Source organism: Rhodobacter capsulatus SB 1003, assembly GCF_000021865.1.
Lineage (GTDB): Bacteria > Pseudomonadota > Alphaproteobacteria > Rhodobacterales > Rhodobacteraceae > Rhodobacter > Rhodobacter capsulatus_B.
Map to the genome: position 1 here is coordinate 828,870 of NC_014034.1, position 26,079 is coordinate 854,948.

Below are 26,079 nucleotides of genomic sequence, written 5' to 3' on the forward strand. Positions count from 1 at the left end.
CCCCTTGGCTCAGGCGCTGCGGCGCGACACGAAGAGCGCCGGACGGGGCTCCTCGGCCACCGGCGCGCGCGGCGCCCAGCTTTCCTCGCGCTGCAGCCGGAAGGTCGCCACGGCCTCGGCCAGCGCCGTCGCCTCGCCCTGCAGGGAGCGCACCGCGGCATTGGTCTCTTCGAAGACGGCGGCGTTCTGCTGCGTCGTGCGGTCCAGTTCCGTCGTCGCATTCGAGATCTCGGTGATCCCGGTCGCGGTTTCCTGCGAGGCGGTGACGATCTCGGCGATCTTTTGCGCCACATCCTCGACCCCGGCGACGATCTCGCGCAGCGCCTGACCGGAATCATGCACCAGCCCGACGCCCTGATTGACGTTGTTCGACGCGGTCTCGATCAGCCGGGCGATCTCGCGCGCGGCTTCCGAAGACCGCTGCGCCAGCGCCCGCACCTCCGAGGCGACGACGGCAAAGCCGCGCCCCGCATCGCCCGCCCGCGCCGCTTCCACCCCCGCATTCAGCGCCAGAAGGTTGGTCTGGAAGGCGATGTCGTCGATCACCTGCAGGATGCGCCCGATCGCCTCGGACGAGGCCTTGATCTCGTCCATCGCCGAGACGGCCCGCGACACCACCTGATGCCCGGCCCCGGCGCGGGTCGAGATCTCGGTCACCGCGCTGCGGGCGGTCTGCGCCGAATTCGCCGCCGAACGGACCGTGGCCGACATCTGTTCCAGCGCCGAGGCGGTCTGTTCCAGCATCGCCGCATTGCGTTCCGACCGCCGCGCCAGATCGTCGGCGGCCCCGGCGATTTCGCGCGCCGACGTGTCGACGGCGGTGGCGGACACCGAAATGTCGCCCAGCGTGCCGGTTAGGCTTTCGGTGGTGCGGTTCATCGTCTCCGCGATCTCGGCAAAGACGCCGTGGAACCGCGTCGGCATGCGATGGGTCAGATCGCGTTCGGCCAGACGTTCCAGCGCGACGCGCACCGCGGTCAGCCCGTCATCCGCCGCCTCGCCGATCCGGTTCATCCCGGCGCAGAGATCGGCGAAGATGCCGGTCTTGTCGTCGGTGCGCAGCCGGCGCGAGAAATCGCCCTCGGCACAGGCGGCCACCACGGCGGCGATTTCCTGGGCGGCGGCATGTTCGCGCGCCTGGGCGGCGGCGGCGGCGGCGCGGTCTTCCTCGGCCAGACGGGCCCGTTCCGCCATCTCCGCGCGTTCCTGCGCGGCGGCGGCGATCCGGGCCTCGGCTTCCCGCTCGGCGGCGGCGGCGCTTTCCGCCTCGAGCCGCTGTCGTTCCAGGATCGTGGTCCGGAAACTCTCGAGCGCCGCCCCGATCGAGCGCACCTCGGCCACCCGGGTCTCGGGCACGGTGATGTCCGTCCGCCCCTCGGCCAGTTCCTGCACCGCCGTCGTCACCGCGCGCAGCGGCGTCACCGTGGCCCGGAACAGCCGCACCGCCGAGGCGCCGAGCACCAGCATGCCGATCCCGCCCGCCAGGGCCATCAGGAGATAGCCGCGCATCTTCGCCGCATCGGTCGCCGCCGTCATCTGCTGGACATCGGCCGCAAGGCCGTCGCGTAGCGCGGCAAGCGCCAGCGGCATCGCGTCATAGCTGTCGTCACAGGCGCGGATGATCGAATCGATCTGCAGCGCAAGGTCGGCATATTGGTGGAAGGCGTCCTGATATTCCGTCAGCTTCGCCAGCGTCCGGTCCCGGTGTTGCGTCGAGACGAACATCGTTTCGGGAAAGGACTTGAAGGTCTCGATTTCCTTGTCGAGCTTCTCGATATAGGCCGGATCGAGGCGCAGGATGAAGTCCTTTTCGGCCCGGCGCATCTTCAGCAGACTCACCTCGACCTTCGGCAGGGCAAGCGCGCCCACCATCTTTTCGGCGGCATGCACGGCCGCGCGCAGCTGCCCCTCGAGCCCGGAATCGGCATTGAGCCCCAGAACCACCCGGGTATCGGCAAAAAGCGCGAAGTTTTCCTCGTAACTGTAAAGCAGATCCTGCAACGCGCCCGCCCGACCTGCGCTTTCGGCAAGGCCGAGGTCGGTTTCATGGGCCACCAGCGTCTTGAGCTGCGCCGAGGCCTGGGCGATCTGCCCGGCATGATCCGCGATTCGGGATTCCTTGCGGTCGATGCGGAACTTCGCCTCGGTGTCGCGCGCCGAAGCCAAGGTTCGTTCCAGCGTGGCCAGATCCGTGCTCAGCCGCGAAATCTGCAGGCTTTGCTGTTCGGCCCTGCGGTCGACGAGTGCGGAATAAAAGACTGTGGCGAAAACGGCCGCCGTGCAAACGATGATGACGAGGCCCATGCGGACCAGATAGGACAGAAAGCTGCGGGATGTACCTGCGCGTGCCATGCGGTTGCTCCGAAAGATCGCTTCCGCAAAATCGGGCAAAGGAATTAAGGTCCGGTGAAGTCGCGCGCGGATTGGTAAACTTGTTTGTTTTGCTGAAATCCGGATCCGGCCTTGTCGGCGGGAGCCCCCGGCCCTTCGGCCGGGGGAAGTTTTTCGCTGCGGCCGGGGGGCGCGGTCAGCCCGCCATCCGCTGGTCCCAGGACGCGCCGCCCGCACGACCGGCGATGCGGAACACGGCGCTGAACTCCTTGAGCATGCGGGCCTCGTGCAAAAGCCCCTGTGTGGCAGCGGAATTTTCCTCGAACATCGCGGCATTGTGCTGTGTCACCTGATCGAGCTGGTTCACCGCCGCCGTCACCTCGGAGATGCCGGAAGACTGCTCGGCCGCGGCACTGGCGATGCCGTCCAGAAGCCCGTCCAGCTCGGTCACCAGGGTCTCGATCTCGCCCAGCGCGGTGTCGGACCGCGCCGCCAGATCCACCCCCGCGGCGACTTGCCGCGACGAGGTGTCGATCAGGGCGGCGATCTCGCGCGCGGCTTCCGAGGACCGCTGCGCCAGCGCCCGCACCTCGGAGGCGACGACGGCAAAACCGCGTCCGGTCTCGCCCGCCCGGGCGGCTTCGACGCCCGCATTCAGCGCCAGAAGGTTGGTCTGGAAGGCGATGTCGTCGATCACATGGGTGATGCGCGAGATCTTGTCGGAACTTTGCGCGATGTCGTCCATCGCCCGTTGCGTCTGCCGCACCACCTCGCGGCCGGTGGCGGTGGTGGCCCGGGTGCGGTTCACCGCCTGCGCCGCAGAACGCGCCCCCTCGACCGATTGCGCGACCGAGGCCGCCATCTCGTTCATCGCCGCCGCCGTCTCCTCGAGCGAGGCCGCCTGCGTCTCGGTGCGCCGACCCAGCTCCATCGAGGCCGACCCGAGCTGGCCCGCCTCCGTCTCGACGACATCGGTCGTCTGCACGATCGAGGCGATCAGCCCCGCGACCTTGTCGATGGCGCCGTTGAAATCATGGCGCAACCCTTCGTAGGCGGGCGGGAAGGTTTCGGTGATCCGGGCGGTCAGATCGCCCGCCGAGAGCGCCTGCAGGCCCTGCGCCAGCGCCGAGACGACATTCAGCTGCTCGCGCATCTGCGCGTCCCGCTCGGCCTCGGTGCGCTGGCGTTCGGCCTCGCGTTCGGCCCGGCGGGCGGCTTCGGCGCGCTGGGCTTCCGCCTCGGCCTCCTGTTCGCGGCGCCGCAGCGCTTCTTCGCGGTCGCGGGCCTGGGCCTCGGCCCGGGCGATCTCGGCCTCCTGGTCGCGGCGTTGCCGTTCCAGCTCCGCCTTTTCCGCCAGCGAGGCCCGGAACACTTCGAGCGCCTTCGCCATCTCGCCCACTTCGCCACGCGCATCGGTGCAGGGGACCGGGCTTTCGGTGTCGCCGCCGGTCATCTGCCGCATCCGGTCATTCACCGCGCCGAAGGGCCCGGTGACCGTGCGCGCCAGCGCCGTCGCCGCCCCGCCCAGCGCCACCAGCGCCACCGCCATCGCGATCAGCGAGGCGTTGCGCAGATGCGCCAGCGCCGCGGTGATGTCGGTGACATAGGAGCCGGTGCCGACGATCCAGCCCCAGGGGGCGAAATCGCGCACGAAGCCGATCTTTTCCTCGGGCGTGTCGGTGTCGGGTTTCTTGAAATGGTATCGCACCTCGCCGCTGCCCGCGGTCTCGGCGATCTTGACCATCTCCACGAAGATCTTCTTGCCGTAGGGATCGGTGTAGCCCATCTGCGACTTGCCGATCCAGTCGGGCATCGTCGGGTGGACCAGCATCACGCCCTTGTGGTCGAGCACGTAAAAATAGCCGGATTTGTCGAATCGCAGTGCGGTCAGGCGGCGGGCCGCCTCGGCCCGGGCCTGGTCGGCGGAAAGGCTGCCCGCTTGCACCTGTGCTTCCAGATCGATCAGCATGCCGATGGCGGTGTCGGTGACGTCGCTGAGGTGTTGTTCGCGCATCTCATAGGCGTTCGAGCCCGCAAAACGCACCAGCGTTTCGGACAAGATGATGAGCGAAACGGCGGCAAGGGCCACGATCGCATAGATGCGGGCGGAAATACCGAAGAATTTGTTTTTCATGGGGCCTTGAGGTCTGGGAAGGTGAAAGCCTGGCCAGGAACGGTACGCGACAAGACAGGGAACGGGCCGAGTGGAACCCTCACTCTGGCAGCCATCTGTCAATTTTCTCTTACAGTTCTGGATTTGTTTTAGATTGATCCACACCCGTTGCGGCTGTGGGAGGCCCCCCGGAGTGCCCCCCAGAGTGCCGCCATGGCGTGCCCCCGGCCGTCCGCGGCGCGGGACTCGGGGCGCCGGATGCGGGCCGCGAGACGCGCCGAAATGCCGGGTGACAAGAAGGTTTCCAGTTTTTCGATCCGCTGGAATATTTTTGATCGCGACCTCGTTTTCCGGCCGTCATGGCGGCGACGCAAAACGCGGATAGGGTCGGATCGGGCCGCCATTTCAGGGCCGAAAATCGCCTTTTGCGCGTGTCCCTGCGTCGAATTTCGCACCCTCAGAAAGGGCCGATCCGGACCCAGCGACGGCGTATCTTCGACCGGGGCGGGTGTTTTCGACCCGCGGGAGCGCTTTTTTTCGGTGCGGATGGGGCCGCCTGTTGCCTGAATCGGCCTGTCGATGCCCGAATTCGGCGCTCTTTTGCGGGAAATGCCCGGCGTTCCGGGCTTCCGTCCGCCGGATCGGGGCTTTGGGGCAAAATCAGGGTCAGCATTCCTTCCTTACCTGCGCGCGCGACCGGGGCGGGGCTGTCGCCGCCCCGGAAACCCTTTGGAAAGCACGTTGAAAAGCTTTCGGACGCAGCGGGCAATTCGTTTGACCCGCCCGGCGTGCTGGCGCAATTTTGATCCATCCCAAGGGAAGGGTGGAGGATGGAGAGGTTCGGGCCGCGAAGGGCCGCAGATCTTGGAAGATGACGACGGGGTCCGGGTCGGACACAGGGCCCCCGAACCATCGCGTCGACAGCGGGAGAGATCCCGCGCCGACCACAGGAACCGCGGCGATCGTGCCTGACCTCTCCATGACCCTCGACCGGACCCAGGCACCGCTGTTTCGTGCCCTGTGCTCTGCCGATTCTGTTTTTTCGACCCGCGGGGCTGTCCCCGCCTGCTGCCGCTGAGTGCCCCGATGCTTGCCCTCGAGACTGCCCCCGCCCTGCGCCTGCCGCCGATCCCGGTCGAGACGGTGGCCCGTCCGGCCTGCCCGGGCCCCGCGCGCGGCGAGACTGCGGGACAGGGCAGGGTCACGATCTGCCTTGATGCGCGCGGACAGGTCCGGCAGGTGCAGCTGCACCTTCTGGACCTTTGCGGCGTCGAGACCTTGCTGGAAGGCCGCGCGATCGCCGAGATCCCCGAGGCGGTGCAACGGCTGTGCGGCCTGTGCCCGGTCAGCCATCATCTGGCCGCGGTCAAGGCGATGGACCGGATCGCGGGTTATGACCGGCTGACGCCGACGGCGGAAAAGCTGCGGCGGCTGATGCAATACGGCCAGATCGTGCAAAGCCATGCGGTGCAGCTTTATCATCTGGCCGAGCCGGACCTGCTTTTGGGCTTCGACAGCGAACCCGCAAGGCGCGGTCTGGTCGATGTCGCGCGCGCCTTTCCGCAGCTGGCGACCGAGGGGGTGCTGATGCGCCGCTTCGGTCAGGAGGTGGTGCGGGCGATCACCGGCGGGCGGTTGCCCGGCGCGGGGGCGGTGCCCGGGGGCATGCGGCGCCCGCTGCCGCGCGCGGCCCGCGATCAGCTGCGCGCCGATGTCGATCAGGTGATCGACTGGGCGGCGGGGGCGCTGCGGGTGCTGGAACGGCTGCACGGCACCAACCCGGCCTTTTACGACCATCCGGCCGAGACCGGCGGCAACCTGCTGGCGCTGGTCGGCGCCTCTGGCGCGGTGGATTTCTACGATGGCCGGCTGCGGGCCCGCGATGCCCGGGGGGCGACGCTGTTCGACGCCGTCCCCGCCGCGGCCTATCGCGGCGTTCTGGCCGAGCCCTCCGGCCCGGGCGGGCCGCATCTGCGCGCGCTGGGCCCCGAGACGGGCTGGTATCGCGTCGGACCGCTGGCGCGTTTGCAGGTCTGCGACCTTCTGACCTCCGAGAAGGCCGAGACCGAACGGCAGCGGCTTCTCGCCCCCGGGGACGGGAAGCCGTTGCAGGGGTCGGTGTTCCATCACGGCGCCCGGCTGGTCGAGCTGCTGCATGCGGCCGAGCTGATCCGCGACCTTCTGGACGATCCCGAGCTGCTGGGCACCGATCTGATGGCCGACCGCGGCGCCCCGCAGCGCGAGGCCGTCGGCGTGATCGAAGCGCCGCGCGGCACGCTTTTGCAGCGCTACGAGGTCGACGAGGCCGGGCGGATCCGCCGCTGCACGCTGCTTTTGTCCACCCGCAACAACAGCCGGGCGATGGATGCGGCGCTGCAGGGGGTGGCGGCGCAATATTGCGACGGCCGCCGCGTCACCGAGGATCTGCTCGCCCATATCGAGGTGGCGATCCGCGCCTTTGATCCCTGCCTGTCCTGTGCCGCCCATGCGCTGGGGCAGATGCCGCTGTCGGTCGAGCTGATCGATGCCGGGGGGGCGGTCGTCTCGGGGCTGCGCCGGGGCGCGGACGGGGGGGTGTCATGCTGCGTTCGATCCTAGGGCCGCGTCTGGTCGTCTTTGCCTGGGGCAACGAAAGCCGCGGCGATGATGCGCTGGGGCCGCGGCTGGCCGCGCGCATCGCCCAGGCGGGCTGGAGCCACATCACCCTGATCGAGGATGTGCAGCTGCAGGTCGAACATGCGCTGGATCTGGTCGGTCAGGATCTGGCGCTGTTCATCGATGCGGGGATGGGCACGCCCGCGCCCTTTGCCTTCGTGCAGGCGGTGCCGCGCCGGTTTCTCGGGCCCTCGACCAGCCTTGGCATCGGTCCCGAGGGGGTTCTGGAAGCCTATCGCCAGGTCATGCATGACGAGCCGCCGCCCGCCTTCGTGCTGTGCCTGCGCGGCGAAAGCTTCGCGCTGGAAGAGGGTCTCAGCGCCGCGGCCCGGGCGCATCTGGCGCAGGCCTGGGGCTTTCTGATCCCGCTCCTCTCCTGGCCCGGGATCGACCGCTGGCAGGCGGCGCTGACCGGCCCGGCCGAGGATCTGTTCCCCGCCAGCGACGATCGCCGCTCTGCCGCCGAGTGACCCCGCAGGGCCGGGCCCCTTGCGCCGGGCTTCGGGCCCGATATGCTGGGGCAGCCCCCACCGGAGCCGCGCCATGCCCCGACTGCCAGTCAAGGACAGTCCGCCCCGTTTCGATCCGGCCCCTTTGGCCGGTCTGCTGCCCGGTCACGCGGCGGGCGATGCGGTCTGGGTCGATGTGCTCTCGGCCGTCGATCGCACCTATGCGGAACTTGTCGATTATCAGGAACGGCTGGAGCGGCAGAACCACGAACTCGAAGACCTGCGCTCTTATCTCGGTTCGATCTTCGCCTCGGTTTCGGATGCGCTGATCGTCGTCTCGCGCGCGGGGGAGGTGCTGGGCACTTCGGCCTCGGTCGAGGCGCTGACCGGGCAGGGGGCGGGGGTCTGGCAGGGGCGGCCCTTGGCGGCGCTGTTCGATCCGGCCTCGGGGCCGCGGCTTGATCGCGTGCTGGCCGAGGCGGCGAACCGCCGTGCCCCGGTCACGGTCGAGGCGGCCCTGCTGGGTCCGGGCGGTCCGGCGCCGCTGGAACTTTCGGTCAGCCCGCGGCTGGACGAGCGGGATCGCCTCATCGGCTATGTGCTGACCGGCCGCCCGCTGGGGGAATTGCGTCAGGCCTATTCCGAGCTGGAACGCTCGCATGCGGCGCTGATCGCGGCACAGGCGCAGCTGGTGCGCAACGAAAAGCTGGCTTCGCTGGGCCGTCTGCTCGCGGGCGTCGCGCATGAGCTGAACAACCCGATTTCCTTCGTTTACGCCAATGCCCATGCGATGGAGCGCTACGCCGCGAAATTCGAGACCTATTTCGCCGCGGTGCAGGCGGGCGCGACGCGCGAGGAGCTGGTGGCCCTGCGCGAGAGCCTGAAACTGGAACGCGAGGTCGGCAATCTGCGCACCGCGATCGACGGCGCCCGCGACGGGGCCGAGCGGGTCCGCGCCATCGTCGAGGATCTGCGGCGGCTCTCCTCGGACGGCACCGGCGAGCAGGTGGTCTTCGATCTGGTCGCCACCGCCGGGGTGGCGGCCGATTGGGTGCGGCGCGGCTCGAAAACCGCGGTGGCGGTCGATTTCACCGGCCTTGCCGCGCTCGAGGTGATCGGGCGGCCCGGCCATATCCAGCAGGTGGTGATGAATCTGGTGCAGAACGCGCTCGATGCGATGGGCGATTTTCAGGACGGCCGCATCCGCATCGAGGCCCGGATCGCGGCCGGGCGGGGCGAGCTGGTCGTGTCCGACACCGGCCCGGGCGTGGCCGAAGACGTGGCGCCGACGATTTTCGACCCGTTCTTCACCACCAAGGATGTCGGCAAGGGCACCGGGCTGGGCCTCTCGATCAGCGCCAAGATCGTCGAGGAACATGGCGGGCGGCTGCGGCTTTTGCCCGAAAGCCCGCTGGGCGGCGCCTGTTTTTGCTTCGATCTGGCGCTGGCGGGGGACCCGGCATGAAGGTTCTGTGGTTGCAGGCCTCGGGCTGCGGCGGCTGCACGATGTCGGCGCTTTGCGCCGAGGCCCCCGATCTGATCGACACCCTGGCCACGGCGGGGGTGGAATTCCTGTGGCATCCGGCGCTCAGCCTCGCCACGGGCGGAGAGGTGCGGCAGCTTTTGCAGGCTCTGGAAGCGGGCGAGATCGCGCTCGACTGTCTGGCCGTCGAGGGGGCGATCGCCCGCGGGCCGATGGGCACGGGGCGGTTTCAGATGCTTTCGGGCACCGGGCGGTCGATGCTTGACTGGGTGCGGGCGCTGGCGCCGCTGGCCGGGCATGTCGTCGCGGTGGGCTCTTGCGCCGCTTATGGCGGCGTGACCTCGGCCGGGGGGAACCCGTCGGATGCGGTCGGGCTGGCCTTTGAGGGCGCGCATCCGGGGGGCGTGCTGGCGGCCGAGTTCCGCGCCCGCTCGGGCCTGCCGGTGGTGAATATCGCGGGCTGCCCGACCCATCCGGGCTGGGTGACCGAGACGCTGATGCTGCTGGCGCGCGGGCACCTGGCCGCGGCGGATCTGGATGCGCTGGGCAGACCGCTGTTTTATGCACAACATCTGGTGCATCATGGTTGCCCGCGCAACGAATTCTATGAATACAAGGCCTCGGCGCTGCAGCTGTCGGATCTGGGCTGCATGATGGAACATCTGGGCTGCGTCGGCACGCAAGCCGTGGGCGATTGCAACATCCGCCCCTGGAACGGCGAGGGTTCCTGCACCCGGGGCGGCTATCCCTGCATCGCCTGCACCGCGCCGGAGTTCGAGGAACCCCGCCACCCCTTCACCGAAACGCCGAAGGTCGCGGGGATTCCGGTGGGCCTGCCCGCCGACATGCCGAAGGCCTGGTTCATGGCGCTGGCCTCGCTGTCCAAGGCCGCCACGCCCGAGCGGATCGCGAAGAACGCCGTGGCCCCGCGCCTGACCGTGCCGCCGACGATCCGCAAGCCCGGGGGGCGGCGATGAGCGACACGCCGCGGCTGGTCGTCGGCCCGTTCAACCGGGTCGAGGGCGATCTGGAAGTGCATCTGGATCTGGCCGGGGGGCGGGTGGCCGCGGCCCGGGTCAACAGCCCGCTCTACCGCGGGTTCGAGCGCATGCTGGAGGGCCGCGCCCCCAGCGATGCGCTGACGCTGACGCCGCGGATCTGCGGCATCTGCTCGATCTCGCAATCGGCCGCCGCGGCGCGGGCGCTGGGCGCGGCGATGGGGCTTGCGCCAACCGATCAGGGCGCGTGGCTCGCCGCGCTCATTCATGCGGTCGAAAATGTCTCCGACCATCTGGTGCATTTCAACCTCTTCTTCATGCCCGATTTCACCCGGCCCTGTTACGCCGCCCGGCCGTGGTATCCGCGCGCGGTGGCGCGCTTTGCCGCGATCGAGGGGCAGGCGGGCCGGGCGGCGATTGCGGCGCGTTCGGGGCTGATGCACATTCTGGGGCTGATGGCGGGGAAATGGCCGCATACCCTGGCGCTGCAACCGGGTGGCGTCACCCGCACGCCGGGGCCGCGCGACATCCTGCGCATTCAGACCGAGCTGCGGATGTTTCGCAAGCATCTGGAAACGCAGGTTTTCGGCGGGCGGCTTGAAGATTTCGTCGTGCTTGCCTCGGTCGCCGATCTGCTGCGCTGGGATCGTGGCGATGCCGGGCTGTTTGTGGAAATCGCCGCCGATCTGGACCTGGACCGGCTTGGCCGCGGCGCCGGGCGCTATCTGAGTTTCGGCGCCTATCCGCTGGCCGAGGGGCATGGTTTCGCGCCGGGGCTCTGGCAGGCGGGGGCGGTCACGGCGCCGGACATGGCGGCGATTGCCGAGGATCTCAGCCATGCCTGGATGCTGGGCGGCACGGCGCATCCCTTTGACGGCGTCACCCGCCCCGACGAGACGATGCGCGAGGGCGCCTACAGCTGGTGCAAGGCGCCGCGGCTGGGCGGGCAGCCGGTCGAGGTGGGGGCGCTGGCGCGGCAGCTGATCGACGGCCATCCGCTGGCGGTGGATCTGGCGGGGGGCGGCGTGCTGGCGCGGGTCGCCGGGCGGCTGCTGGAACTGGCGCGGACGCAGCTGCTGATGGAGACCTGGGCGGCGGCGCTCGACCCCGGGGCGGTCTTCATGGTGCAGGGCCGGATGCCCGAGACGGGCGCGGGCGCGGGGCTCGTCGAAGCCGCGCGGGGAAGCCTGGGCCATTGGCTGCGCATCGAGGGCGGCAAGATCGCCTCCTATCAGATCATCGCGCCGACGACCTGGAACTTTTCCCCCCGCGACAGCGCGGGCGTGCCGGGGCCGCTGGAGGCGGCGCTGGTCGGCGCCCCGGTTGCGCCCGGCGAGGACAGTCCGGTTGCGGTGCAGCATGTCGTGCGCAGTTTCGATCCCTGCATGGTCTGCACCGTGCATTGAGCGCGGTGGGGGCGCTGCCCCCACACCCCCGGGATATTTGAGGCAAGATGAAATGCAGGCTTGGCGGATCAGGGTGCGCGGACAGGTGCAAGGCGTGGGGTTCCGGCCCTTCGTCTGGCAATTGGCGCGGGCGCGCGGGCTGCGCGGGGTCGTGCTGAACGATGCCGAGGGGGTGCTGATCCGGGTTGCGGGCGATCTGGGCGATTTCGCCGCGGCCTTGCGCGATCAGGCGCCGCCCTTGGCGCGGGTCGATGCGGTCGAGGTGACGGCGGCGGTTTGCGACGATCTGCCCGAGGGGTTTCAGATCGCGGCCTCGGGCGCGGCCGGGGCCGAGACGCGGGTGACGCCCGATGCCGCCACCTGTCCGGACTGTCTGGCGGAGATCCGGGGGGAGGGGCGGCGGCGCGGCTATGCCTTCACCAACTGCACCCATTGCGGGCCGCGGTTTTCCATCCTGCAAAGCCTGCCCTATGACCGCGCCCGCACGACGATGGCGCCCTTTGCGATGTGCCCGGCCTGCCGGGCGGAATATGAAGACCCCGCCGACCGGCGCTTTCACGCCCAGCCCATCGCCTGCCCCGATTGCGGGCCGCGGCTCTGGCTGGAGGCGGGCGGCGCGGAGCTGCCGGGCGATGCGATCGGTCTGGCCGCCGCCCGGCTGAAGGCCGGGGAAATCCTTGCGGTGAAAGGGCTTGGCGGCTTTCATCTGGCCTGCGATGCGACGAATGCTGACGCCGTCGACTTGCTGCGCGCAAGGAAGCGCCGTCCGGCCAAGCCCTTTGCGTTGATGGCGCGCGAAGAGGATCTGGCGCGCATCGTCGCGGTCAGCCCCGCGGCCCTGGCCGCGCTGCGCGATCCCGCGGCGCCGATCGTCCTGATGCCCGCGCGCGGCAGCCTGCCCGAAACCCTTGCCCCCGGCATGGCCGAGCTGGGCGTGATGCTGCCCTATACGCCGCTGCATCACCTGCTGCTGGATGCCTTTGGCGGCGTGCTGGTGATGACCTCCGGGAACCTCTCGGGTGCGCCGCAGGTGATCGGCAACGATGAGGCGCGCGAAAAACTGTCGGCCTTTGCCGATGCCTTCCTGATGCATGACCGCGCCATCGCCCGGCGGCTGGATGACTCGGTCGTTCGCGTCGATCCGCCGATGGTGCTGCGCCGTGCCCGCGGGCAGGTGCCCGGCACCCTGCCGCTGCCGCCGGGGTTTGAGACTGCGCCGCAGATCGTGGCCTATGGCGGGCAGATGAAGGCGGCGCTGTGCCTGATCAAGACCGGCCAGGCGCTTTTGGGCCATCACCTGGGCGAGTTGGACGAGGCCCTGACCTGGGAGGCGTTCCTGCAGGCCGACGCCGATTATGCGGCGCTGTTCGATCATCGCCCGCAGGCGGTGGCGGTCGATCTGCACCCCGATTTCCGCGCCTCGCGCCACGGTGCCGCCCGGGCCGGGCGGCTTGGCGTGCCGCTGATCGCCGTGCAGCACCATCACGCCCATCTGGCCGCCTGTCTGGGCGAGAACCTTTGGCCCAAGGACGGCGGCAAGGTGGCGGTGATCGTGCTCGATGGGCTTGGCCTTGGCCCCGACGGCACGGTCTGGGGGGGCGAGCTGCTGCTGGGCGATTACAAGGGCTTCGAGCGGGTGGCCTGGCTGAAACCCGCGCCCCTGATCGGCGGCGACCGGGCGCAGATCGAGCCCTGGCGCAATGCGCTGGTGCGGCTTGACGCGGCGGGGCTTTCCGATCTGGCCGACCGGCTTTTCCCCGCGGCGCCGCGCGATCTGGCCCGGCAGCTGGCGGCCAAGGGGATCAACGCGCCGCTGTCGTCCAGCGCCGGGCGGCTGTTCGATGCCGTCGCCGCCTGTCTCGGCATCTGTCCGATGCGCCAAAGCTACGAGGGCGAGGCGGCGATGCGGCTGGAATCACTGGCCGCCGACACCGGGCCGGTGCCGGATCTGCCCTGCGTCGGCGGGGCGATCGACCCGGCGCCGCTGTTTCAACTTCTGGCGGCAGGCGAGCGCCCCGACCGTGTCGCCCATGCGCTGCACGCCAGCCTTGCGCAGGCTTTTGCCGCCGAAGCGCGGCGGCTGATCGAAGCCGGACAGGCCGAGGCGGTGGCGCTGACGGGCGGCTGTTTTCAGAATTCCAGACTTGCAACCATGACGCGAAATTTCCTTGCCGATCAAGGCATTCTGACGCAGGGCCGCATCCCGGCCAACGATGGGGGCCTTGCCCTGGGTCAGGCCCTTGTCGCGGCGGCAAAATTGGAAAGCAACTGACCGAAGTGGAAATGGAATCGGTCAAAATACTTTCGGTTTTTTTACGTGACAAAATCACACACCATTGAAAAACAAGGAAAAATTTTTCTGCGACAATTTGCCGTTTCTCATTGGCGGAAACCGGCCCAACCATGAGAATTCCACTCTACCCATGGGCGCGCCGAGGAGGTCACGGCGCGTCACAAGGCAAGGGAGGGACAATTGTCGGACATCGAAACTTTCTATGACGTGATGCGGCGTCAGGGGATCACCCGGCGCAGCTTCATGAAGTTCTGTTCGCTCACCGCAGCAGCTTTGGGGCTTGGGCCCTCCTTCGTGCCGAAAATCGCCGAAGCCATGGAAACGAAGCCGCGCACCCCGGTCGTCTGGGTGCATGGGCTTGAATGCACCTGCTGTTCGGAAAGCTTCATCCGCTCGGCGCATCCGCTGGCCAAGGATGTCGTGCTCTCGATGATCTCGCTCGATTACGACGACACGCTGATGGCCGCCGCCGGTCACGCCGCCGAAGCGGCCTTCGAGGAAACCATCGCCAAATACAAGGGCAACTACATCCTGGCCGTCGAGGGCAACCCGCCGCTCAACGAAGACGGGATGTTCTGCATCACCGGCGGCAAGCCCTTTGTCGAGAAGCTGCGCCACGCCGCCGAGGGCGCCAAGGCGATCATCAGCTGGGGGGCCTGTGCGTCTTATGGCTGCGTGCAGGCCGCGGCGCCGAACCCGACCCAGGCGACGCCGGTGCACAAGGTGATCACCGACAAGCCGATCATCAAGGTCCCGGGCTGCCCGCCGATCGCCGAGGTGATGACCGGCGTCATCACCTACATGCTGACCTTCGACCGGATGCCGGAACTGGACCGTCAGGGCCGCCCGGCGATGTTCTACAGCCAGCGCATCCACGACAAATGCTACCGCCGCCCGCATTTCGACGCCGGGCAATTCGTCGAACACTGGGACGACGAAAACGCGCGCAAGGGCTATTGCCTCTACAAGATGGGCTGCAAGGGCCCGACCACCTACAACGCCTGTTCGACCGTGCGCTGGAACGGCGGCGTCAGCTTCCCGATCCAGTCCGGTCACGGCTGCATCGGCTGTTCCGAGGACGGGTTCTGGGATCAGGGCAGCTTCTATGACCGGCTGACCACGATCAAGCAATTCGGCATCGAGGCCACGGCCGACCAGATCGGCTGGACCGCCACCGGCCTTGTGGGCGCCGCCGTCGCCGCCCATGCCGCGGTCTCCGTGCTCAAACGCGCGCAGAAAAAGAACGAGGAGGCGTAAGCCATGACGACCCAAACGCCGAACGGCTTCACCCTCGACAACGCCGGCAAGCGCATCGTCGTCGATCCCGTCACCCGGATCGAAGGCCACATGCGCTGCGAAGTGAACGTCAACGATCAGGGCATCATCACCAACGCCGTCTCGACCGGGACGATGTGGCGCGGCCTTGAAGTGATCCTGAAGGGCCGCGATCCGCGCGACGCCTGGGCCTTCACCGAACGGATCTGCGGTGTCTGCACCGGCACCCATGCGCTGACCTCGGTCCGCGCGGTCGAAAGCGCGCTGGGGATCACCATCCCCGACAATGCGAATTCGATCCGCAACATGATGCAGCTGAACCTGCAGATCCACGACCATATCGTGCATTTCTACCACCTGCATGCGCTGGATTGGGTGAACCCGGTCAATGCGCTGCGCGCCGATCCGAAGGCGACCTCGGAACTGCAGCAGATGGTTTCGCCCAGCCATCCGCTGTCGTCCCCCGGCTATTTCCGCGACGTGCAGAACCGGCTGAAGAAATTCGTCGAATCCGGGCAGCTGGGGCTGTTCAAGAACGGCTACTGGGACAATCCGGCCTACAAGCTGCCGCCCGAAGCCGATCTGATGGCGACGACGCATTATCTGGAAGCGCTGGATCTGCAAAAGGAAGTGGTCAAGGTCCACACGATCTTCGGCGGCAAGAACCCGCATCCGAACTGGCTTGTGGGCGGTGTGCCCTGTCCGATCAACGTCGATGGCGTGGGCGCGGTCGGTGCGATCAACATGGAGCGGCTGAACCTCGTCTCCTCGATCATCGACCGCTGCACCGAATTCACCCGCAACGTCTATCTGCCCGACCTCAAGGCCATCGGCGGCTTCTACAAGGAATGGCTCTATGGCGGCGGGCTGTCGGGGCAATCGGTGCTGTCCTATGGCGACATCCCGGAAAACCCGAATGATTTCAGCGCCGGTCAGCTGCATCTGCCGCGCGGGGCGATCATCAACGGCAACCTGAACGAGGTGCATGACGTCGACACGACCGACCCCGAACAGGTGCAGGAATTCGTCGACCATTCCTGGTATGATTACGGCGAGCCGGGCATGGGGCTGCATCCCTGGGACGGCCGGACCGAGCCGAAATTCGAGCTGGGCCCGAACCTGAAAGGCACCCGCACCAACATCGAGAACATCGACGAAGGCGCGAAATATTCCTGGATCAAGGCGCCGCGCTGGCGCGGCAATGCGATGGAGGTGGGGCCGCTGGCCCGCTACATCGTCGGTTACGCCAAGGGCCACGAGGACATCAAGAACCAGGTCGAGGGCCTGCTGCGCGACATGAACCTGCCGGTTTCGGCGCTGTTCTCGACGCTGGGCCGGACTGCGGCGCGGGCTCTGGAGGCGGAATACTGCTGCCGTCTGCAAAAGCACTTCTTCGACAAGCTGGTCACCAACATCAAGAACGGCGACAGCTCGACCGCGAATGTCGAGAAATGGGATCCCTCGACCTGGCCGAAGGAGGCCAAGGGCGTGGGCATGACCGAGGCGCCGCGCGGCGCGCTGGGCCATTGGGTCAAGATCAAGGACGGCCGCATCGAGAACTATCAATGCGTCGTGCCGACGACCTGGAACGGCTCGCCCCGCGACAGCAAGGGCAATATCGGCGCCTTCGAGGCCTCGCTGCTGAACACGAAGATGGAACGCCCCGAAGAGCCGGTCGAGATCCTGCGCACGCTGCACAGCTTCGATCCGTGCCTGGCCTGTTCGACGCATGTGATGTCGGCCGAAGGCGCCCCCCTGACCACCGTCAAGGTCCGGTAGGGGGATGCCATGAAGGGAGTTTCCGACGAAAGGATCAATGCCCCCGTCCGTGGCCCGGATGAAATCTTCGAGGCCTCGCGACTGACCGGCGACGCCACCCGCGAGGACCTAGAAAGCATCCGGCGGCGTACCTCCGTCTATGTCTACGAGGCGCCGGTCCGGGTCTGGCACTGGGTCAACGCGCTGGCGATCACCATCCTGGTGGTCACCGGCTATTTCATCGCCTCGCCGCTGCCCTCGATGCAGATCGGCGAGGCCACCGACCAGTTCGTGATGGGCTACATCCGCTTCGCGCATTTCGCCGCCGGGGTGGTGATGTCGGTGGGCTTTTTCGGCCGCATCTACTGGGCCTTCGTGGGCAACCGCCACGCCTGGCAGATGTTCTACATCCCGATCTTCAACAAGCGCTACTGGAAGGAATTCGTCTTCGAGCTGCGCTGGTATTTCTTCCTTGAAGAAGAGCCGAAGAAATACATCGGCCACAACCCGCTGGCGCATGCGGCGATGTTCACCTTCATCACCTTGGGCATCACCTTCATGATGATCACCGGCTGGGCGCTTTATGCCGAAGGCGCGGGGCAGGGGGGCGTGACCGACAGCCTGTTCGGCTGGGTGCTGGGCTATGTGCAAAACAGCCAGCGGCTGCACACGTTGCACCATCTGGGCATGTGGGCGATCGTGATCTTCGCGATCATCCATATCTACGCCGCGGTGCGCGAAGACGTGATGAGCCGCCAGTCGATGGTCTCGACGATGATCTCGGGGCACCGGACCTTCAAGGACGACCGGATCGAGTGACTGGAAAGAAGCTTTGCAACCGGGCGCAGAGTGATCTGTGCTCGGTTTATTGTGGAAATATATCTTCCAAAATAACCTTATAAGTGGTAACAAGGTTTCCAGAATTTGGGCGATTCCGACTCTCTTGCCGGGTTTTCCGGGGCGACGGGGTCGATCATCATGGGGCAAACGCCCTGCCAGCGGCGGTCTAGGGAGGGACCCATGCCAGCATTCAAACCTGAACGGGTTCTTGTTCTGGGCATCGGCAACGTGCTTTGGGCCGACGAGGGCTTTGGCGTGCGCTGTGTCGAGCGGATGGCCGAAACCCATGCGCTGCCCGCCAATGTCCGGCTGCTCGATGGCGGCACGCAGGGGCTTTACCTGCTGCCGTTTCTGGAAGAGGCCGAGGCGCTGATCGTCTTTGACGCGGTCGATTTCGGCTTCACCCCCGGCACGCTGGTCACGATGCGTGACGACGACGTGCCCGCCTTCATGGGCGCGAAAAAGATGAGCCTGCATCAGACCGGCTTTCAGGACGTCATCGCCACGGCGCAGCTGATGGGCTATTGCCCGTCCCGCATGACGCTGATCGGCTGCCAGCCGGTCGAGCTGGAGGATTACGGCGGCTCCCTGCGTCCGGCCGTGGCCGGGCAGATCGATTTCGCCATCGCCGAGGCGGTGCGGGAACTGCGCGCCTGGGGCATCGAGGTGACGAAGGGCGCGACGATCAGCAACGATCTGGTCGATCCCTCGCTGGCGCGTGACGCCTATGAACGCGGCCGCCCCTCCGAGGACGAGGCCTGCCGGATCGGCGATCACCGCTTCTTCCCCTCGGCCGCCAAGGTCCGCGCCTGATGTGCGTCGGCATTCCCGTGCAATTGCTGGCGGTGGACGGCATCCGTGGCGACGTGATCGAGGACGGCCGCCCCGGTCTGGTCGATCTGTCGCTGGTGCCCGAGGCGCGGCCGGGCGACTGGGTCCTGGCCTTCCTTGGTGCCGCCCGCGAGGTGCTGACCCCCGAAGCCGCCGCGCAGATTTCCGCCGCGCTGGGCGGGCTGCGGTCGCTGATGGCGGGCGGCGATCTTGGCGATGCCTTCGCCGATCTGGAGGCCCGTTCGCCCCAGCTTCCCCCCCATCTTCAAGCCGCGCTTGACGCCGGCAAGACCCGCGCCTGAGGTTCCCATGCACGATTTTCATATGCCCGACACCGCGCCGCCCTCGGGCAAGACCCATCCGCTGGTGGCCCGGCTGACCACCGAGTTCGGCTGGCCGCGGCTGGAAAACGCGCATGACCTGCGCGAATTCACCACCCGGCCGGGGGCGCATTGCCTGTTCGTGCCGGGCGACGCGGCGCGCAATCTGGAAACCCCCGATGCCGCCGTGGTGCTGCCCGAACTGCGCCAGGCCTTTCAGAACGCCTTTGACTGCGCCGTCGTCGGCGACGGCATCGAGACCGAACTGCGCGAAACCACCCGGGTGCTGAAAACCCCCTCGTTCCTGTTCTTCCGCGACGGCGACTTTCTGGGCGGCATCGAAAAGATCCGCGACTGGGACGATTACATCGCCCGCACCTCTCATATCCTTGCCGCGAAAGGCTGAGCCATGGTCTCGAATTTCCACCTGCCCCCCGTCGGTTTCGGCCCCGGCTCGCAGCCCGAAGGCGACGAGGAACTGGGCTACATGCAGCTGCCCTCCGGCATGCGGACCTATTCGGCGCATCTGCCCGAGGTCGAGGACAGCTCTGCCGTTACCCCGGCGCTGAAGCTGCTTGACGAGATCGCCGCGGCGGCCGAGGCCTGCGCGCGGGGCGGCATGGCCAGTTTCGATCTGGCGGGGCTGGATGCGCAAAACCGCGCGCTGATCGCGGAAACTATGGGGCAGGGCGAGGTCGCGATGAAGATCCGCGGCATCCCGGCGCTGATGGTGCAGGAATCGGTCTTTGCCGGGGTCTGGTCGGTGGCCGGTGCGGGCGTTGACCGGATCGAGGTGGGGGCGGTGCCCGCCGCGGCGCTGAGCCGCGCCTTCGAGCCCTTCCGCAAGGGCCAGACCGCGCTGCCGCCGCTTTCCGACGGCGTCGTGAACGCCCCGGCGCTGATCGCGGAACTGTTCGACAAATCCGCCGCTTACGTGGGGGGCGCGGCGGATGTGATCAACCTGACGCTGCTTCCGCATACGGAAGAAGACCTGACGCTGCTCGATTACATGCTGGGCGAGGGCGCGGTGACGATCCTGTCGCGCGGCTATGGCAATTGCCGGATCACCGCGACGGCGACGCCGCATGTCTGGCGGGTGCAGTTCTACAATTCGACCGATGCGCTGATCCTCGACACGATCGAGGTGACGACGATGCCGGAAGTGGCCTTGGCCGCGCGCGAGGATCTGGAAGATTCGGCGGGCCGCATCCGCGAAGTGCTGGAGGCGATCCGTTGAGCGGGCCGACACGCGCGGGCTTCGAGGGCTCTTACCTGGGCGCCAATGACCGGATTTCCGATCTGGCGATCATGGAATGCAAGATCTGCTGGACGCCCTACGACCCGGCCTCGGGCGACGAATTCCGCCAGGTTCTGCCCGGCACGCCCTTCACCGCATTGCCCGAAGACTGGCACTGCCCGAATTGCGACGCGCCGAAAGCGCAGTTCATCGTGCAAAGCGATCCCGGCGCCCCCGCGCTTTTGGAGCAAAACCGCGTCGATGCGCAGGTCTCGGCGCTGGTCGCCGATTTCCGCGAGATCTGGCATTCGAAAATGCGCGACGTGCCCCTGGTGAACAAGGCTTTGTCGATCGAAGCCGTGGGCTTTCGCAGCCATGAGGGCCGCGGGCTTGGCGTGCTGGTCAGCCCCTGGTTCATGAACCTGATCCAGCTGCCCGCCGCGGGCGAGGATTGGTCGGGCCTGATCCCGGGGGTCAAGGAAGACCTGGAATTCCCCTCGGGCCTCTATGAATTCATCCACAACCGGCGCGAGATGGTGGGCGGCTACAAGGCCTGCTCGCTGTACCCGACGATGGGCGATTTCCAGACCCAGATGCAGGCGGTCGATCTGGCCCGCGCGGTGATGATCGAACTCTTCAAGGCGGAAAACCGCGCCGAGACCGACCGCGCCGCCGAAATCCGCGCCAGCCGCACCGCAGAGCTGGCGGCGCTCGAGGCGGCCGAGGCCGAAAAGGCCGAAACCGCCGCCCGGGCCGAGGCGATGGCGCAACCGACGCGGCGGCGGCTGATCTCGGCCGGTCTGGCGGGCGAAGACGAGGGCGCGGCGGAATGAGCGCGGCGCTGGGCATCGTGCTGCGTCCCGAGGGGCAGCGGCTGGCGGTCAGTCTGACCCCGCCCGATCCCTTGCCGGTGGCGGCGCTGCTGCTGGGCAAGCCGCCCGGGCAGGTGGCAGAGCTGCTGCCGCGGCTCTTCAATCTGTGCGGCGCGGCGCAGGGCCATGCGGCGCGGCTGGCGCTGGGGCTGCCGGCAGAGGCGGCGCCCGCGCGGCGCGAGATCCTGCGCGATCATCTGGCGAAGCTCTGCCTGATCTGGCCGAAGCTTCTGGGCCTTGCCCCGCAGCCGCTGCCCGAGCATTGGGCCGAGGGCGGCGCGGCGCTGCAACACTGGCTTTGGGGCGGGGCGAAACCCGCGGATCTGTGGCCCTTCCTGACCTCGGGGCAGGGGGTGGCGCCGCTTCTGGCCACGCTGGGCCATGCTTTCGCGCCGGGCGAGGCGGTGGCGGTCCTGCCCCCGCTTTCCGATCCCATGGCCCTGACGGCGCAGGAAAATTCCCCCGCCGGGCGGGTCGCCGATGATCCGCTGATGCGCCAGGCCGAGGCGCGGTTCGGCCGGGGCCCGTTCTGGCGCGCGCTGGGCCGGATCGTCGATCTGCATGCTTTCGCGCTGGCGCCGCCCGCGGCCGCAACGCCGCGCCCGGGGCTGGCGCTGGTGGCGGCGGCGCGCGGCACCTATGCGCTCTCGGCCCGGGCCGAGGCGGGGATGGTCACGGCGCTTTCCCGCGTCACCCCCACCGATCACCTGCTCGCCCCGTGCGGGGCGCTCGCGCTCTCGCTGGCCAGTCTGCCCGCCGCCAAGGCCGGTCTGGCGGCTTTGGTCATCGACATTCTGGACCCCTGTGTGGCAGTCTCGGTGCAGGAGCTGGCGCATGCATGAAATGTCGATCGTCGAGGGGATTCGCACGGCGATCGAGGAGGCCGCCCGCGCCAACGGGTTTGCAAAGGTGACGCGGGTGCGGCTCGAGATCGGGCGGCTGGCCGGGGTGGAGCGTGCGGCGCTGGACTTCGCCTTCGACGTGGTCCTGCGCGGGTCTTTGGCCGAAGGCGCCGCGGTGCAGATCATCGACCTTCCGGGGCAGGCGGCCTGCTTTGACTGCGGCAAGACGGTGGAAATCGAGCATCGGCTGGACATCTGCCCGGAATGTGGCGGCACAAGGCTTCTGGTGCAGGGCGGCGACGAGATGCGGATCAAGGATTTGGAGGTGCTCTGATGTGCACGGTATGCGGCTGTGGCGGTCACAGCGTCGAGGATCAGTTCAAGGCGCATCTGAAAAGCCAGGGCAAGGACGGCGCGCACAAGCCCGCCCCCTTTGCCGTTCTGGCCGAGCCGCAGGGCCCCCACAGCCATTCCCACAGCCACTGGCACACCCATGCCGACGGCACGAGCCATGCCCATCCGCATGCGCACAGCCACAGCCACGCGGCCGGTCACGGCGCCGAGGCCGACAGCGATCACCCGCATGCGCATGGCCACGATCACGGCCATTCCCATGGCGCCTGTGCCCATGACATCCATCTGGGCCATGGTCCGGCGGGCACCGAAGTGCCCGGCATGAGCCAGGCCCGGCTGATCGAGATCGAAACCGACATCTTGTCGAAAAACAACCAATATGCCGCCCGAAACCGCGCGGCTTTGGCGAAAAATTGCACTTTTGCAACCAACCTCGTGTCCTCGCCCGGGTCGGGCAAGACCACGCTGCTGGTGAAGACGATCGAGATGCTGGGCGCGCAGCCCCTGGCGGTGATCGAGGGCGATCAGCAGACGACGAATGATGCCGACCGCATCCGCGCCACCGGGGCACCGGCGATTCAGGTCAATACCGGCAAGGGCTGCCATCTCGACGGTGCGATGGTCGAACAGGCGCTGGCACATCTGCCGCTGCCTGCGGGCGCGCTTCTCTTCATCGAAAACGTCGGCAATCTGGTCTGCCCGGCCGCCTTCGATCTGGGCGAGGATGCCAAGGTGGCGATCCTGTCGGTCACCGAGGGCGAGGACAAGCCCCTGAAATACCCCGACATGTTTGCCGCCGCGGGGCTGGCGATCCTCAACAAGGTCGATCTGGCGCCCTATTGCGATGTCGATCTGGACCTTTATGAAGCCAATATCCGCCGGGTGAACCCGCAGATCGAGGTTCTGCGCGTCTCGGCCCGCACCGGCGACGGCATGGGCGCCTGGATCGACTGGCTGCGCGCGGGTCTGGCGCGGAAAGCGCGCTGATGGCTGCCTCGGCCCCCGCGATCCTTCTGGTCGATGACGAGCCGCATTCGCTGGCGGCGATGAAACTTGCGCTCGAAGACGATTTCGACGTGCTGACCGCGCAGGGCGCCGAGGCGGCGATCGCCATTCTGGAAGAGGAATGGGTGCAGGTCATCATCTGTGACCAGCGCATGCCGGGCCGGACCGGGGTCGATTTCCTGACCGAAGTGCGCGAGCGCTGGCCGGAAACCGTGCGCATCATCATCACCGGGTATACTGACAGCGCCTCGATGATGGCGGCGATCAATGATGCGGGCATCCATCAGTTCCTGACCAAGCCCTGGCATCCCGAACAGCTTCTGTCCTCGGCGCGCAACGCGGCGCGGATGTTCACTCTGGCGCGCGAAAACGAGCGGCTCTCGCTGGAGATGCGGCTTCTCAATTCCACCTCGGAAAGCCGGGTGGAAAAGCGCCGCCGCGCGCTGCGCGAGGGGATGGGGTTTGAAACCATCCTGCGCACGCCGAATTCCGCGATGACCGGGGCGATCGCGCTGGCGCGGCAGTTTGCCAGTTTCGACGTGCCGGTGCTGTTGCGCGGCGAACCCGGCTCTGGCCGGGCGCAGCTGGCGCGGGCGATGCATTACGTCTCGCTGCGCTCGGACAAGCCGTTTTACGAGATCAACCTGGCCGGTCTGCCCGAGGATCTGGCGATGATCGAGCTGTTCGGGGCGCGGCGCGGCGTGCTGCCGGGGGGCGTGGCGAAGATCGGTCTGGCGCAAAAGGCCGATCGCGGCACGCTTTTCGTGGCGGGCGTCGAGGCGGCCAGCCCGGCCCTGCAGCTGGCGCTGCTGCGGATGCTGGCCGATGGCGCGATCACGCCCTTGGGCGGGCAGGAAACCGCCTCGACCAACCTGCGGCTGATCACCGGGGCGGCGGCCGATCTGCGCGCGATGGTGGCCGAGGGGCGGTTTCGCGCCGATCTTTATTATGCGCTTTCGGCGGGGGAAATCGCGCTGCCGCCCTTGCGCGCGCGGCGCGGCGATGTCGCGCTTCTGGCGCAATCGATGCTGGCCGAGGCGGCGGTGCGGCATGGCAAGCAGGCCTTGGGCTTCGACGCCGCCGCGCTCGAATTTCTGGAAAACTACGACTGGCCCGGCAACCTGCGGGAATTGCACAATGAAGTCACGCGGATGCTGATCTTCGCGCAGGACAATGTGCTCGGCGCCGAGCTGATCTCGCGTCACATCCTGCAGGCGGCGCCCTCCGAAAGCGGCGCCGACCGCTCGGCCGAGGAGGTGATGACGGCGGATGGCACGCTGAAGGATCGCATCGAGCTGATCGAGATGCGGATCCTGCGCGAGACGCTGACCCGCAACCGCTGGAACAAGAGCCGGGCGGCGGCGGAACTGGGGCTGAGCCGGGTCGGCCTGCGCGCGAAGCTGGACCGCTACGGCATCGAGCATCCGGCGGGCCGGGTGCAGGAAGAGGAGGAAGACTGATGTGTCTGGGGATTCCGGGCCAGATCGTGGCGATCACCGACGCCGGTCGGATGATGGCCTTGGCCGATGTCTCGGGGGTGAAGCGCGCGGTGAACGTGGCCTGTGTCGCCGAGGGGCCGCTTGAGGATCTTCTGGGCCATTGGGCGCTGATCCATGTCGGCTTTGCGATGAGCCTCATTGACGAAGCCGAGGCGGCGCGGACCTTGGAGGCTTTGCGCGATCTGGGCGAGGCGCAGGAGACGCTCGCGCAGATGGCCGAGGGTGCCGCGGCGCTGGAGGGGCGGGGATGAAATTCGCCTCGGAATTCCGTGACCCCGCGCTGGCGAAGGGGCTTTTGGCGGAGATCGCGCGGCTGGCCGACCAGATCGGCGCGACGGCGGAAAAGCCCGTCCATATCATGGAGATCTGCGGCGGGCACACGCATTCGATCTTTCGCTACGGGCTCGACAAGCTCATTCATCCGGGCATCGAATTCATCCACGGGCCGGGCTGTCCGGTCTGCGTGCTGCCGCGCGCGCGGGTCGATGAATGCATCGAGATCGCCGGGCGGCCCGAGGTGATCTTTTGCACCTTTGGCGATGCGATGCGGGTTCCGGGCTCGAAGCTGAGCCTGATGCAGGCGAAGGCGGCGGGGGCCGATATCCGCATGGTCTATTCGCCCTTGGATGCGCTGGAACTGGCGCGGCGCAACCCCGGGCGCGAGGTGGTGTTCTTTGGTCTGGGCTTCGAGACGACGACGCCCTCGACTGCCTTGGCGATCCAGCAGGCCGCGCGCGAGGGGCTGGCGAATTTCAGCGTCTTTTGCAACCACATCACCGTGCCCGAGCCGATCAGGGCGCTGCTGGATGACCCCTACATGCGGCTCGACGGCTTCATCGGGCCGGGCCATGTCTCGATGGTGATCGGCATTCATCCCTATGATTTCATTGCCGAGGATTACGGCAAGCCGCTGGTCGTCGCGGGGTTCGAACCCACGGATCTCTTGCAATCGGTGCTGATGGTGCTGCGCCAGATATCCCAAGGCCGCGCGGCGATCGAGAACCAATATGCCCGCGTCGTGCCCGAGCATGGCAACCGGGTGTCGCTGGCGGCGATTGCTGACGTCTATGAGCGGCGGCCCTCGTTCGAATGGCGGGGGCTTGGCGAGATCGACGCCTCGGGGCTGCGCATTCGGGCGGCCTATCGCGCCCATGATGCCGAGGAGAAATTCGGCGTGGGCTATGCGGGCCAGCGCGCCGCGGTCGAGGAGGCCGAGGGCTGCGCCTGCGGCGCGGTGATGACCGGGCGGATGAAACCCGTCGCCTGTGCGCAATTCGGCAAGGGCTGCACGCCCGAAATGCCGCTGGGCGCGCTGATGGTGAGTTCGGAGGGGGCCTGTGCGGCCTATTGGCAATATGGCGGGGCGCGGGCGGCGGAATGAGGGTTTCGGGGGCGTTGCCCCCGACTCAAAGCGGCCGCCCCCCGCACCCCCCGCCCAAGCACGGCATCGCCTCCCCCCGGGCCCCCCACCGACCGGGGGAGGTGCGACCTCCCCCGGACCCCCGCGACGTATTTGGA

The 26,079-nt window shown here is 67.8% G+C and carries 22 protein-coding genes; 20 read left to right on the plus strand and 2 right to left on the minus strand.

Annotation, left to right across the window (positions count from 1 at the left end; all coding sequences use genetic code 11):
* Nucleotides 1-9: 9 nt before the first annotated feature.
* On the minus strand, nucleotides 10-2,352 hold the full coding sequence (locus RCAP_RS18280; protein ID WP_013066503.1) for a methyl-accepting chemotaxis protein: 2,343 nt from the start codon (nucleotides 2,350-2,352) through the stop codon (nucleotides 10-12).
* A 175-nt stretch (nucleotides 2,353-2,527) separates the two neighbouring features.
* Nucleotides 2,528-4,465, minus strand: coding sequence for a methyl-accepting chemotaxis protein (locus RCAP_RS03810; protein ID WP_013066504.1), 1,938 nt, complete (start codon nucleotides 4,463-4,465; stop codon nucleotides 2,528-2,530).
* A gap of 1,065 nt (nucleotides 4,466-5,530) precedes the next feature.
* Here RCAP_RS03810 and RCAP_RS03815 point away from each other — a divergent pair.
* The 20 genes from RCAP_RS03815 (at nucleotide 5,531) to hypD (ending at nucleotide 25,942) form a co-directional block, all read left to right on the plus strand.
* Entirely contained in the window at nucleotides 5,531-7,042 is a 1,512-nt protein-coding gene (locus RCAP_RS03815; RefSeq protein WP_013066505.1) for a Ni/Fe hydrogenase subunit alpha, read from the plus strand.
* Nucleotides 7,024-7,569 carry a hydrogenase maturation factor HowW gene (locus RCAP_RS03820; protein WP_013066506.1) on the plus strand — a complete coding sequence of 182 codons (546 nt, stop codon included), beginning with the start codon at nucleotides 7,024-7,026 and terminating at the stop codon, nucleotides 7,567-7,569. The genes RCAP_RS03815 and RCAP_RS03820 overlap by 19 nt, the downstream gene beginning before the upstream one ends.
* Nucleotides 7,570-7,642: 73 nt before the next feature.
* The gene (locus tag RCAP_RS03825) at nucleotides 7,643-9,013 is read left to right on the plus strand and encodes a sensor histidine kinase (RefSeq protein ID WP_013066507.1); all 1,371 of its coding nucleotides are present in this window, start codon (nucleotides 7,643-7,645) and stop codon (nucleotides 9,011-9,013) included.
* A complete protein-coding gene (locus RCAP_RS03830; protein WP_013066508.1) occupies nucleotides 9,010-10,008 on the plus strand; it encodes an NADH-quinone oxidoreductase subunit B family protein in 999 nt (332 codons plus the stop codon). Before RCAP_RS03825 ends, RCAP_RS03830 begins: the two co-directional genes overlap by 4 nt.
* Nucleotides 10,005-11,435: a nickel-dependent hydrogenase large subunit gene (locus RCAP_RS03835; RefSeq protein ID WP_013066509.1), complete on the plus strand. Its 1,431-nt coding sequence runs from the start codon at nucleotides 10,005-10,007 to the stop codon at nucleotides 11,433-11,435. The genes RCAP_RS03830 and RCAP_RS03835 overlap by 4 nt, the downstream gene beginning before the upstream one ends.
* A 52-nt stretch (nucleotides 11,436-11,487) precedes the next feature.
* The gene (hypF, locus tag RCAP_RS03840) at nucleotides 11,488-13,707 is read left to right on the plus strand and encodes a carbamoyltransferase HypF (RefSeq protein ID WP_013066510.1); all 2,220 of its coding nucleotides are present in this window, start codon (nucleotides 11,488-11,490) and stop codon (nucleotides 13,705-13,707) included.
* 201 nt (nucleotides 13,708-13,908) lie between these two features.
* Nucleotides 13,909-14,985 carry a hydrogenase small subunit gene (locus RCAP_RS03845; protein WP_013066511.1) on the plus strand — a complete coding sequence of 359 codons (1,077 nt, stop codon included), beginning with the start codon at nucleotides 13,909-13,911 and terminating at the stop codon, nucleotides 14,983-14,985.
* A 3-nt stretch (nucleotides 14,986-14,988) separates the two neighbouring features.
* Nucleotides 14,989-16,782 carry a nickel-dependent hydrogenase large subunit gene (locus RCAP_RS03850; RefSeq protein WP_013066512.1) on the plus strand — a complete coding sequence of 598 codons (1,794 nt, stop codon included), beginning with the start codon at nucleotides 14,989-14,991 and terminating at the stop codon, nucleotides 16,780-16,782.
* A 9-nt stretch (nucleotides 16,783-16,791) separates the two neighbouring features.
* Entirely contained in the window at nucleotides 16,792-17,580 is a 789-nt protein-coding gene (gene cybH / locus RCAP_RS03855; protein ID WP_013066513.1) for a Ni/Fe-hydrogenase, b-type cytochrome subunit, read from the plus strand.
* Between the two features lie 201 nt (nucleotides 17,581-17,781).
* Nucleotides 17,782-18,414: a HyaD/HybD family hydrogenase maturation endopeptidase gene (locus RCAP_RS03860; protein ID WP_013066514.1), complete on the plus strand. Its 633-nt coding sequence runs from the start codon at nucleotides 17,782-17,784 to the stop codon at nucleotides 18,412-18,414.
* Nucleotides 18,414-18,734, plus strand: coding sequence for a HypC/HybG/HupF family hydrogenase formation chaperone (locus RCAP_RS03865; protein WP_013066515.1), 321 nt, complete (start codon nucleotides 18,414-18,416; stop codon nucleotides 18,732-18,734). Before RCAP_RS03860 ends, RCAP_RS03865 begins: the two co-directional genes overlap by 1 nt.
* A gap of 7 nt (nucleotides 18,735-18,741) precedes the next feature.
* On the plus strand, nucleotides 18,742-19,158 hold the full coding sequence (locus tag RCAP_RS03870; protein ID WP_013066516.1) for a thioredoxin domain-containing protein: 417 nt from the start codon (nucleotides 18,742-18,744) through the stop codon (nucleotides 19,156-19,158).
* Between the two features lie 3 nt (nucleotides 19,159-19,161).
* Nucleotides 19,162-19,989: a hydrogenase expression/formation protein gene (locus RCAP_RS03875; RefSeq protein ID WP_013066517.1), complete on the plus strand. Its 828-nt coding sequence runs from the start codon at nucleotides 19,162-19,164 to the stop codon at nucleotides 19,987-19,989.
* 71 nt (nucleotides 19,990-20,060) lie between these two features.
* Complete coding sequence (locus tag RCAP_RS03880; protein ID WP_050759958.1) at nucleotides 20,061-20,822, plus strand: [NiFe]-hydrogenase assembly chaperone HybE; 762 nt, start codon at nucleotides 20,061-20,063, stop codon at nucleotides 20,820-20,822.
* Nucleotides 20,819-21,703, plus strand: coding sequence for a hydrogenase expression/formation protein HupK (hupK, locus tag RCAP_RS03885; RefSeq protein ID WP_013066519.1), 885 nt, complete (start codon nucleotides 20,819-20,821; stop codon nucleotides 21,701-21,703). Before RCAP_RS03880 ends, hupK begins: the two co-directional genes overlap by 4 nt.
* Complete coding sequence (hypA, locus tag RCAP_RS03890) at nucleotides 21,696-22,037, plus strand: hydrogenase maturation nickel metallochaperone HypA (protein ID WP_013066520.1); 342 nt, start codon at nucleotides 21,696-21,698, stop codon at nucleotides 22,035-22,037. The genes hupK and hypA overlap by 8 nt, the downstream gene beginning before the upstream one ends.
* Nucleotides 22,037-23,044 (plus strand): hydrogenase nickel incorporation protein HypB, encoded by a 1,008-nt coding sequence (gene hypB / locus RCAP_RS03895; RefSeq protein WP_013066521.1) that lies wholly within the window; start codon nucleotides 22,037-22,039, stop codon nucleotides 23,042-23,044. The genes hypA and hypB overlap by 1 nt, the downstream gene beginning before the upstream one ends.
* Entirely contained in the window at nucleotides 23,044-24,522 is a 1,479-nt protein-coding gene (locus RCAP_RS03900; RefSeq protein WP_013066522.1) for a sigma-54-dependent transcriptional regulator, read from the plus strand. The genes hypB and RCAP_RS03900 overlap by 1 nt, the downstream gene beginning before the upstream one ends.
* Entirely contained in the window at nucleotides 24,522-24,812 is a 291-nt protein-coding gene (gene hypC / locus RCAP_RS03905; RefSeq protein WP_013066523.1) for a HypC/HybG/HupF family hydrogenase formation chaperone, read from the plus strand. The genes RCAP_RS03900 and hypC overlap by 1 nt, the downstream gene beginning before the upstream one ends.
* Complete coding sequence (gene hypD / locus RCAP_RS03910) at nucleotides 24,809-25,942, plus strand: hydrogenase formation protein HypD (RefSeq protein ID WP_013066524.1); 1,134 nt, start codon at nucleotides 24,809-24,811, stop codon at nucleotides 25,940-25,942. Before hypC ends, hypD begins: the two co-directional genes overlap by 4 nt.
* Nucleotides 25,943-26,079: the final 137 nt, after the last annotated feature.

Excerpts from the sequence above, each read along its gene's own strand:
- RCAP_RS03870 (WP_013066516.1), top strand. The coding sequence starts at position 18,742 with ATGCACGATTTTCATATGCCCGACACCGCGCCGCCCTCGGGCAAGACC.
- RCAP_RS03835 (WP_013066509.1), top strand. The coding sequence starts at position 10,005 with ATGAGCGACACGCCGCGGCTGGTCGTCGGCCCGTTCAACCGGGTCGAG.
- RCAP_RS03900 (WP_013066522.1), top strand. The coding sequence starts at position 23,044 with ATGGCTGCCTCGGCCCCCGCGATCCTTCTGGTCGATGACGAGCCGCAT.
- RCAP_RS03850 (WP_013066512.1), top strand. The coding sequence starts at position 14,989 with ATGACGACCCAAACGCCGAACGGCTTCACCCTCGACAACGCCGGCAAG.
- RCAP_RS03815 (WP_013066505.1), top strand. The coding sequence starts at position 5,531 with ATGCTTGCCCTCGAGACTGCCCCCGCCCTGCGCCTGCCGCCGATCCCG.
- cybH (WP_013066513.1), top strand. The coding sequence starts at position 16,792 with ATGAAGGGAGTTTCCGACGAAAGGATCAATGCCCCCGTCCGTGGCCCG.
- hypA (WP_013066520.1), top strand. The coding sequence starts at position 21,696 with ATGCATGAAATGTCGATCGTCGAGGGGATTCGCACGGCGATCGAGGAG.
- RCAP_RS03810 (WP_013066504.1), bottom strand. The coding sequence starts at position 4,465 with ATGAAAAACAAATTCTTCGGTATTTCCGCCCGCATCTATGCGATCGTG.
- hupK (WP_013066519.1), top strand. The coding sequence starts at position 20,819 with ATGAGCGCGGCGCTGGGCATCGTGCTGCGTCCCGAGGGGCAGCGGCTG.
- RCAP_RS03825 (WP_013066507.1), top strand. The coding sequence starts at position 7,643 with ATGCCCCGACTGCCAGTCAAGGACAGTCCGCCCCGTTTCGATCCGGCC.
- RCAP_RS03830 (WP_013066508.1), top strand. The coding sequence starts at position 9,010 with ATGAAGGTTCTGTGGTTGCAGGCCTCGGGCTGCGGCGGCTGCACGATG.
- RCAP_RS03865 (WP_013066515.1), top strand. The coding sequence starts at position 18,414 with ATGTGCGTCGGCATTCCCGTGCAATTGCTGGCGGTGGACGGCATCCGT.
- RCAP_RS03820 (WP_013066506.1), top strand. The coding sequence starts at position 7,024 with ATGCTGCGTTCGATCCTAGGGCCGCGTCTGGTCGTCTTTGCCTGGGGC.
- hypB (WP_013066521.1), top strand. The coding sequence starts at position 22,037 with ATGTGCACGGTATGCGGCTGTGGCGGTCACAGCGTCGAGGATCAGTTC.
- RCAP_RS03860 (WP_013066514.1), top strand. The coding sequence starts at position 17,782 with ATGCCAGCATTCAAACCTGAACGGGTTCTTGTTCTGGGCATCGGCAAC.
- hypC (WP_013066523.1), top strand. The coding sequence starts at position 24,522 with ATGTGTCTGGGGATTCCGGGCCAGATCGTGGCGATCACCGACGCCGGT.
- RCAP_RS18280 (WP_013066503.1), bottom strand. The coding sequence starts at position 2,352 with ATGGCACGCGCAGGTACATCCCGCAGCTTTCTGTCCTATCTGGTCCGC.
- RCAP_RS03880 (WP_050759958.1), top strand. The coding sequence starts at position 20,061 with ATGGAATGCAAGATCTGCTGGACGCCCTACGACCCGGCCTCGGGCGAC.
- hypD (WP_013066524.1), top strand. The coding sequence starts at position 24,809 with ATGAAATTCGCCTCGGAATTCCGTGACCCCGCGCTGGCGAAGGGGCTT.
- hypF (WP_013066510.1), top strand. The coding sequence starts at position 11,488 with ATGCAGGCTTGGCGGATCAGGGTGCGCGGACAGGTGCAAGGCGTGGGG.
- RCAP_RS03875 (WP_013066517.1), top strand. The coding sequence starts at position 19,162 with ATGGTCTCGAATTTCCACCTGCCCCCCGTCGGTTTCGGCCCCGGCTCG.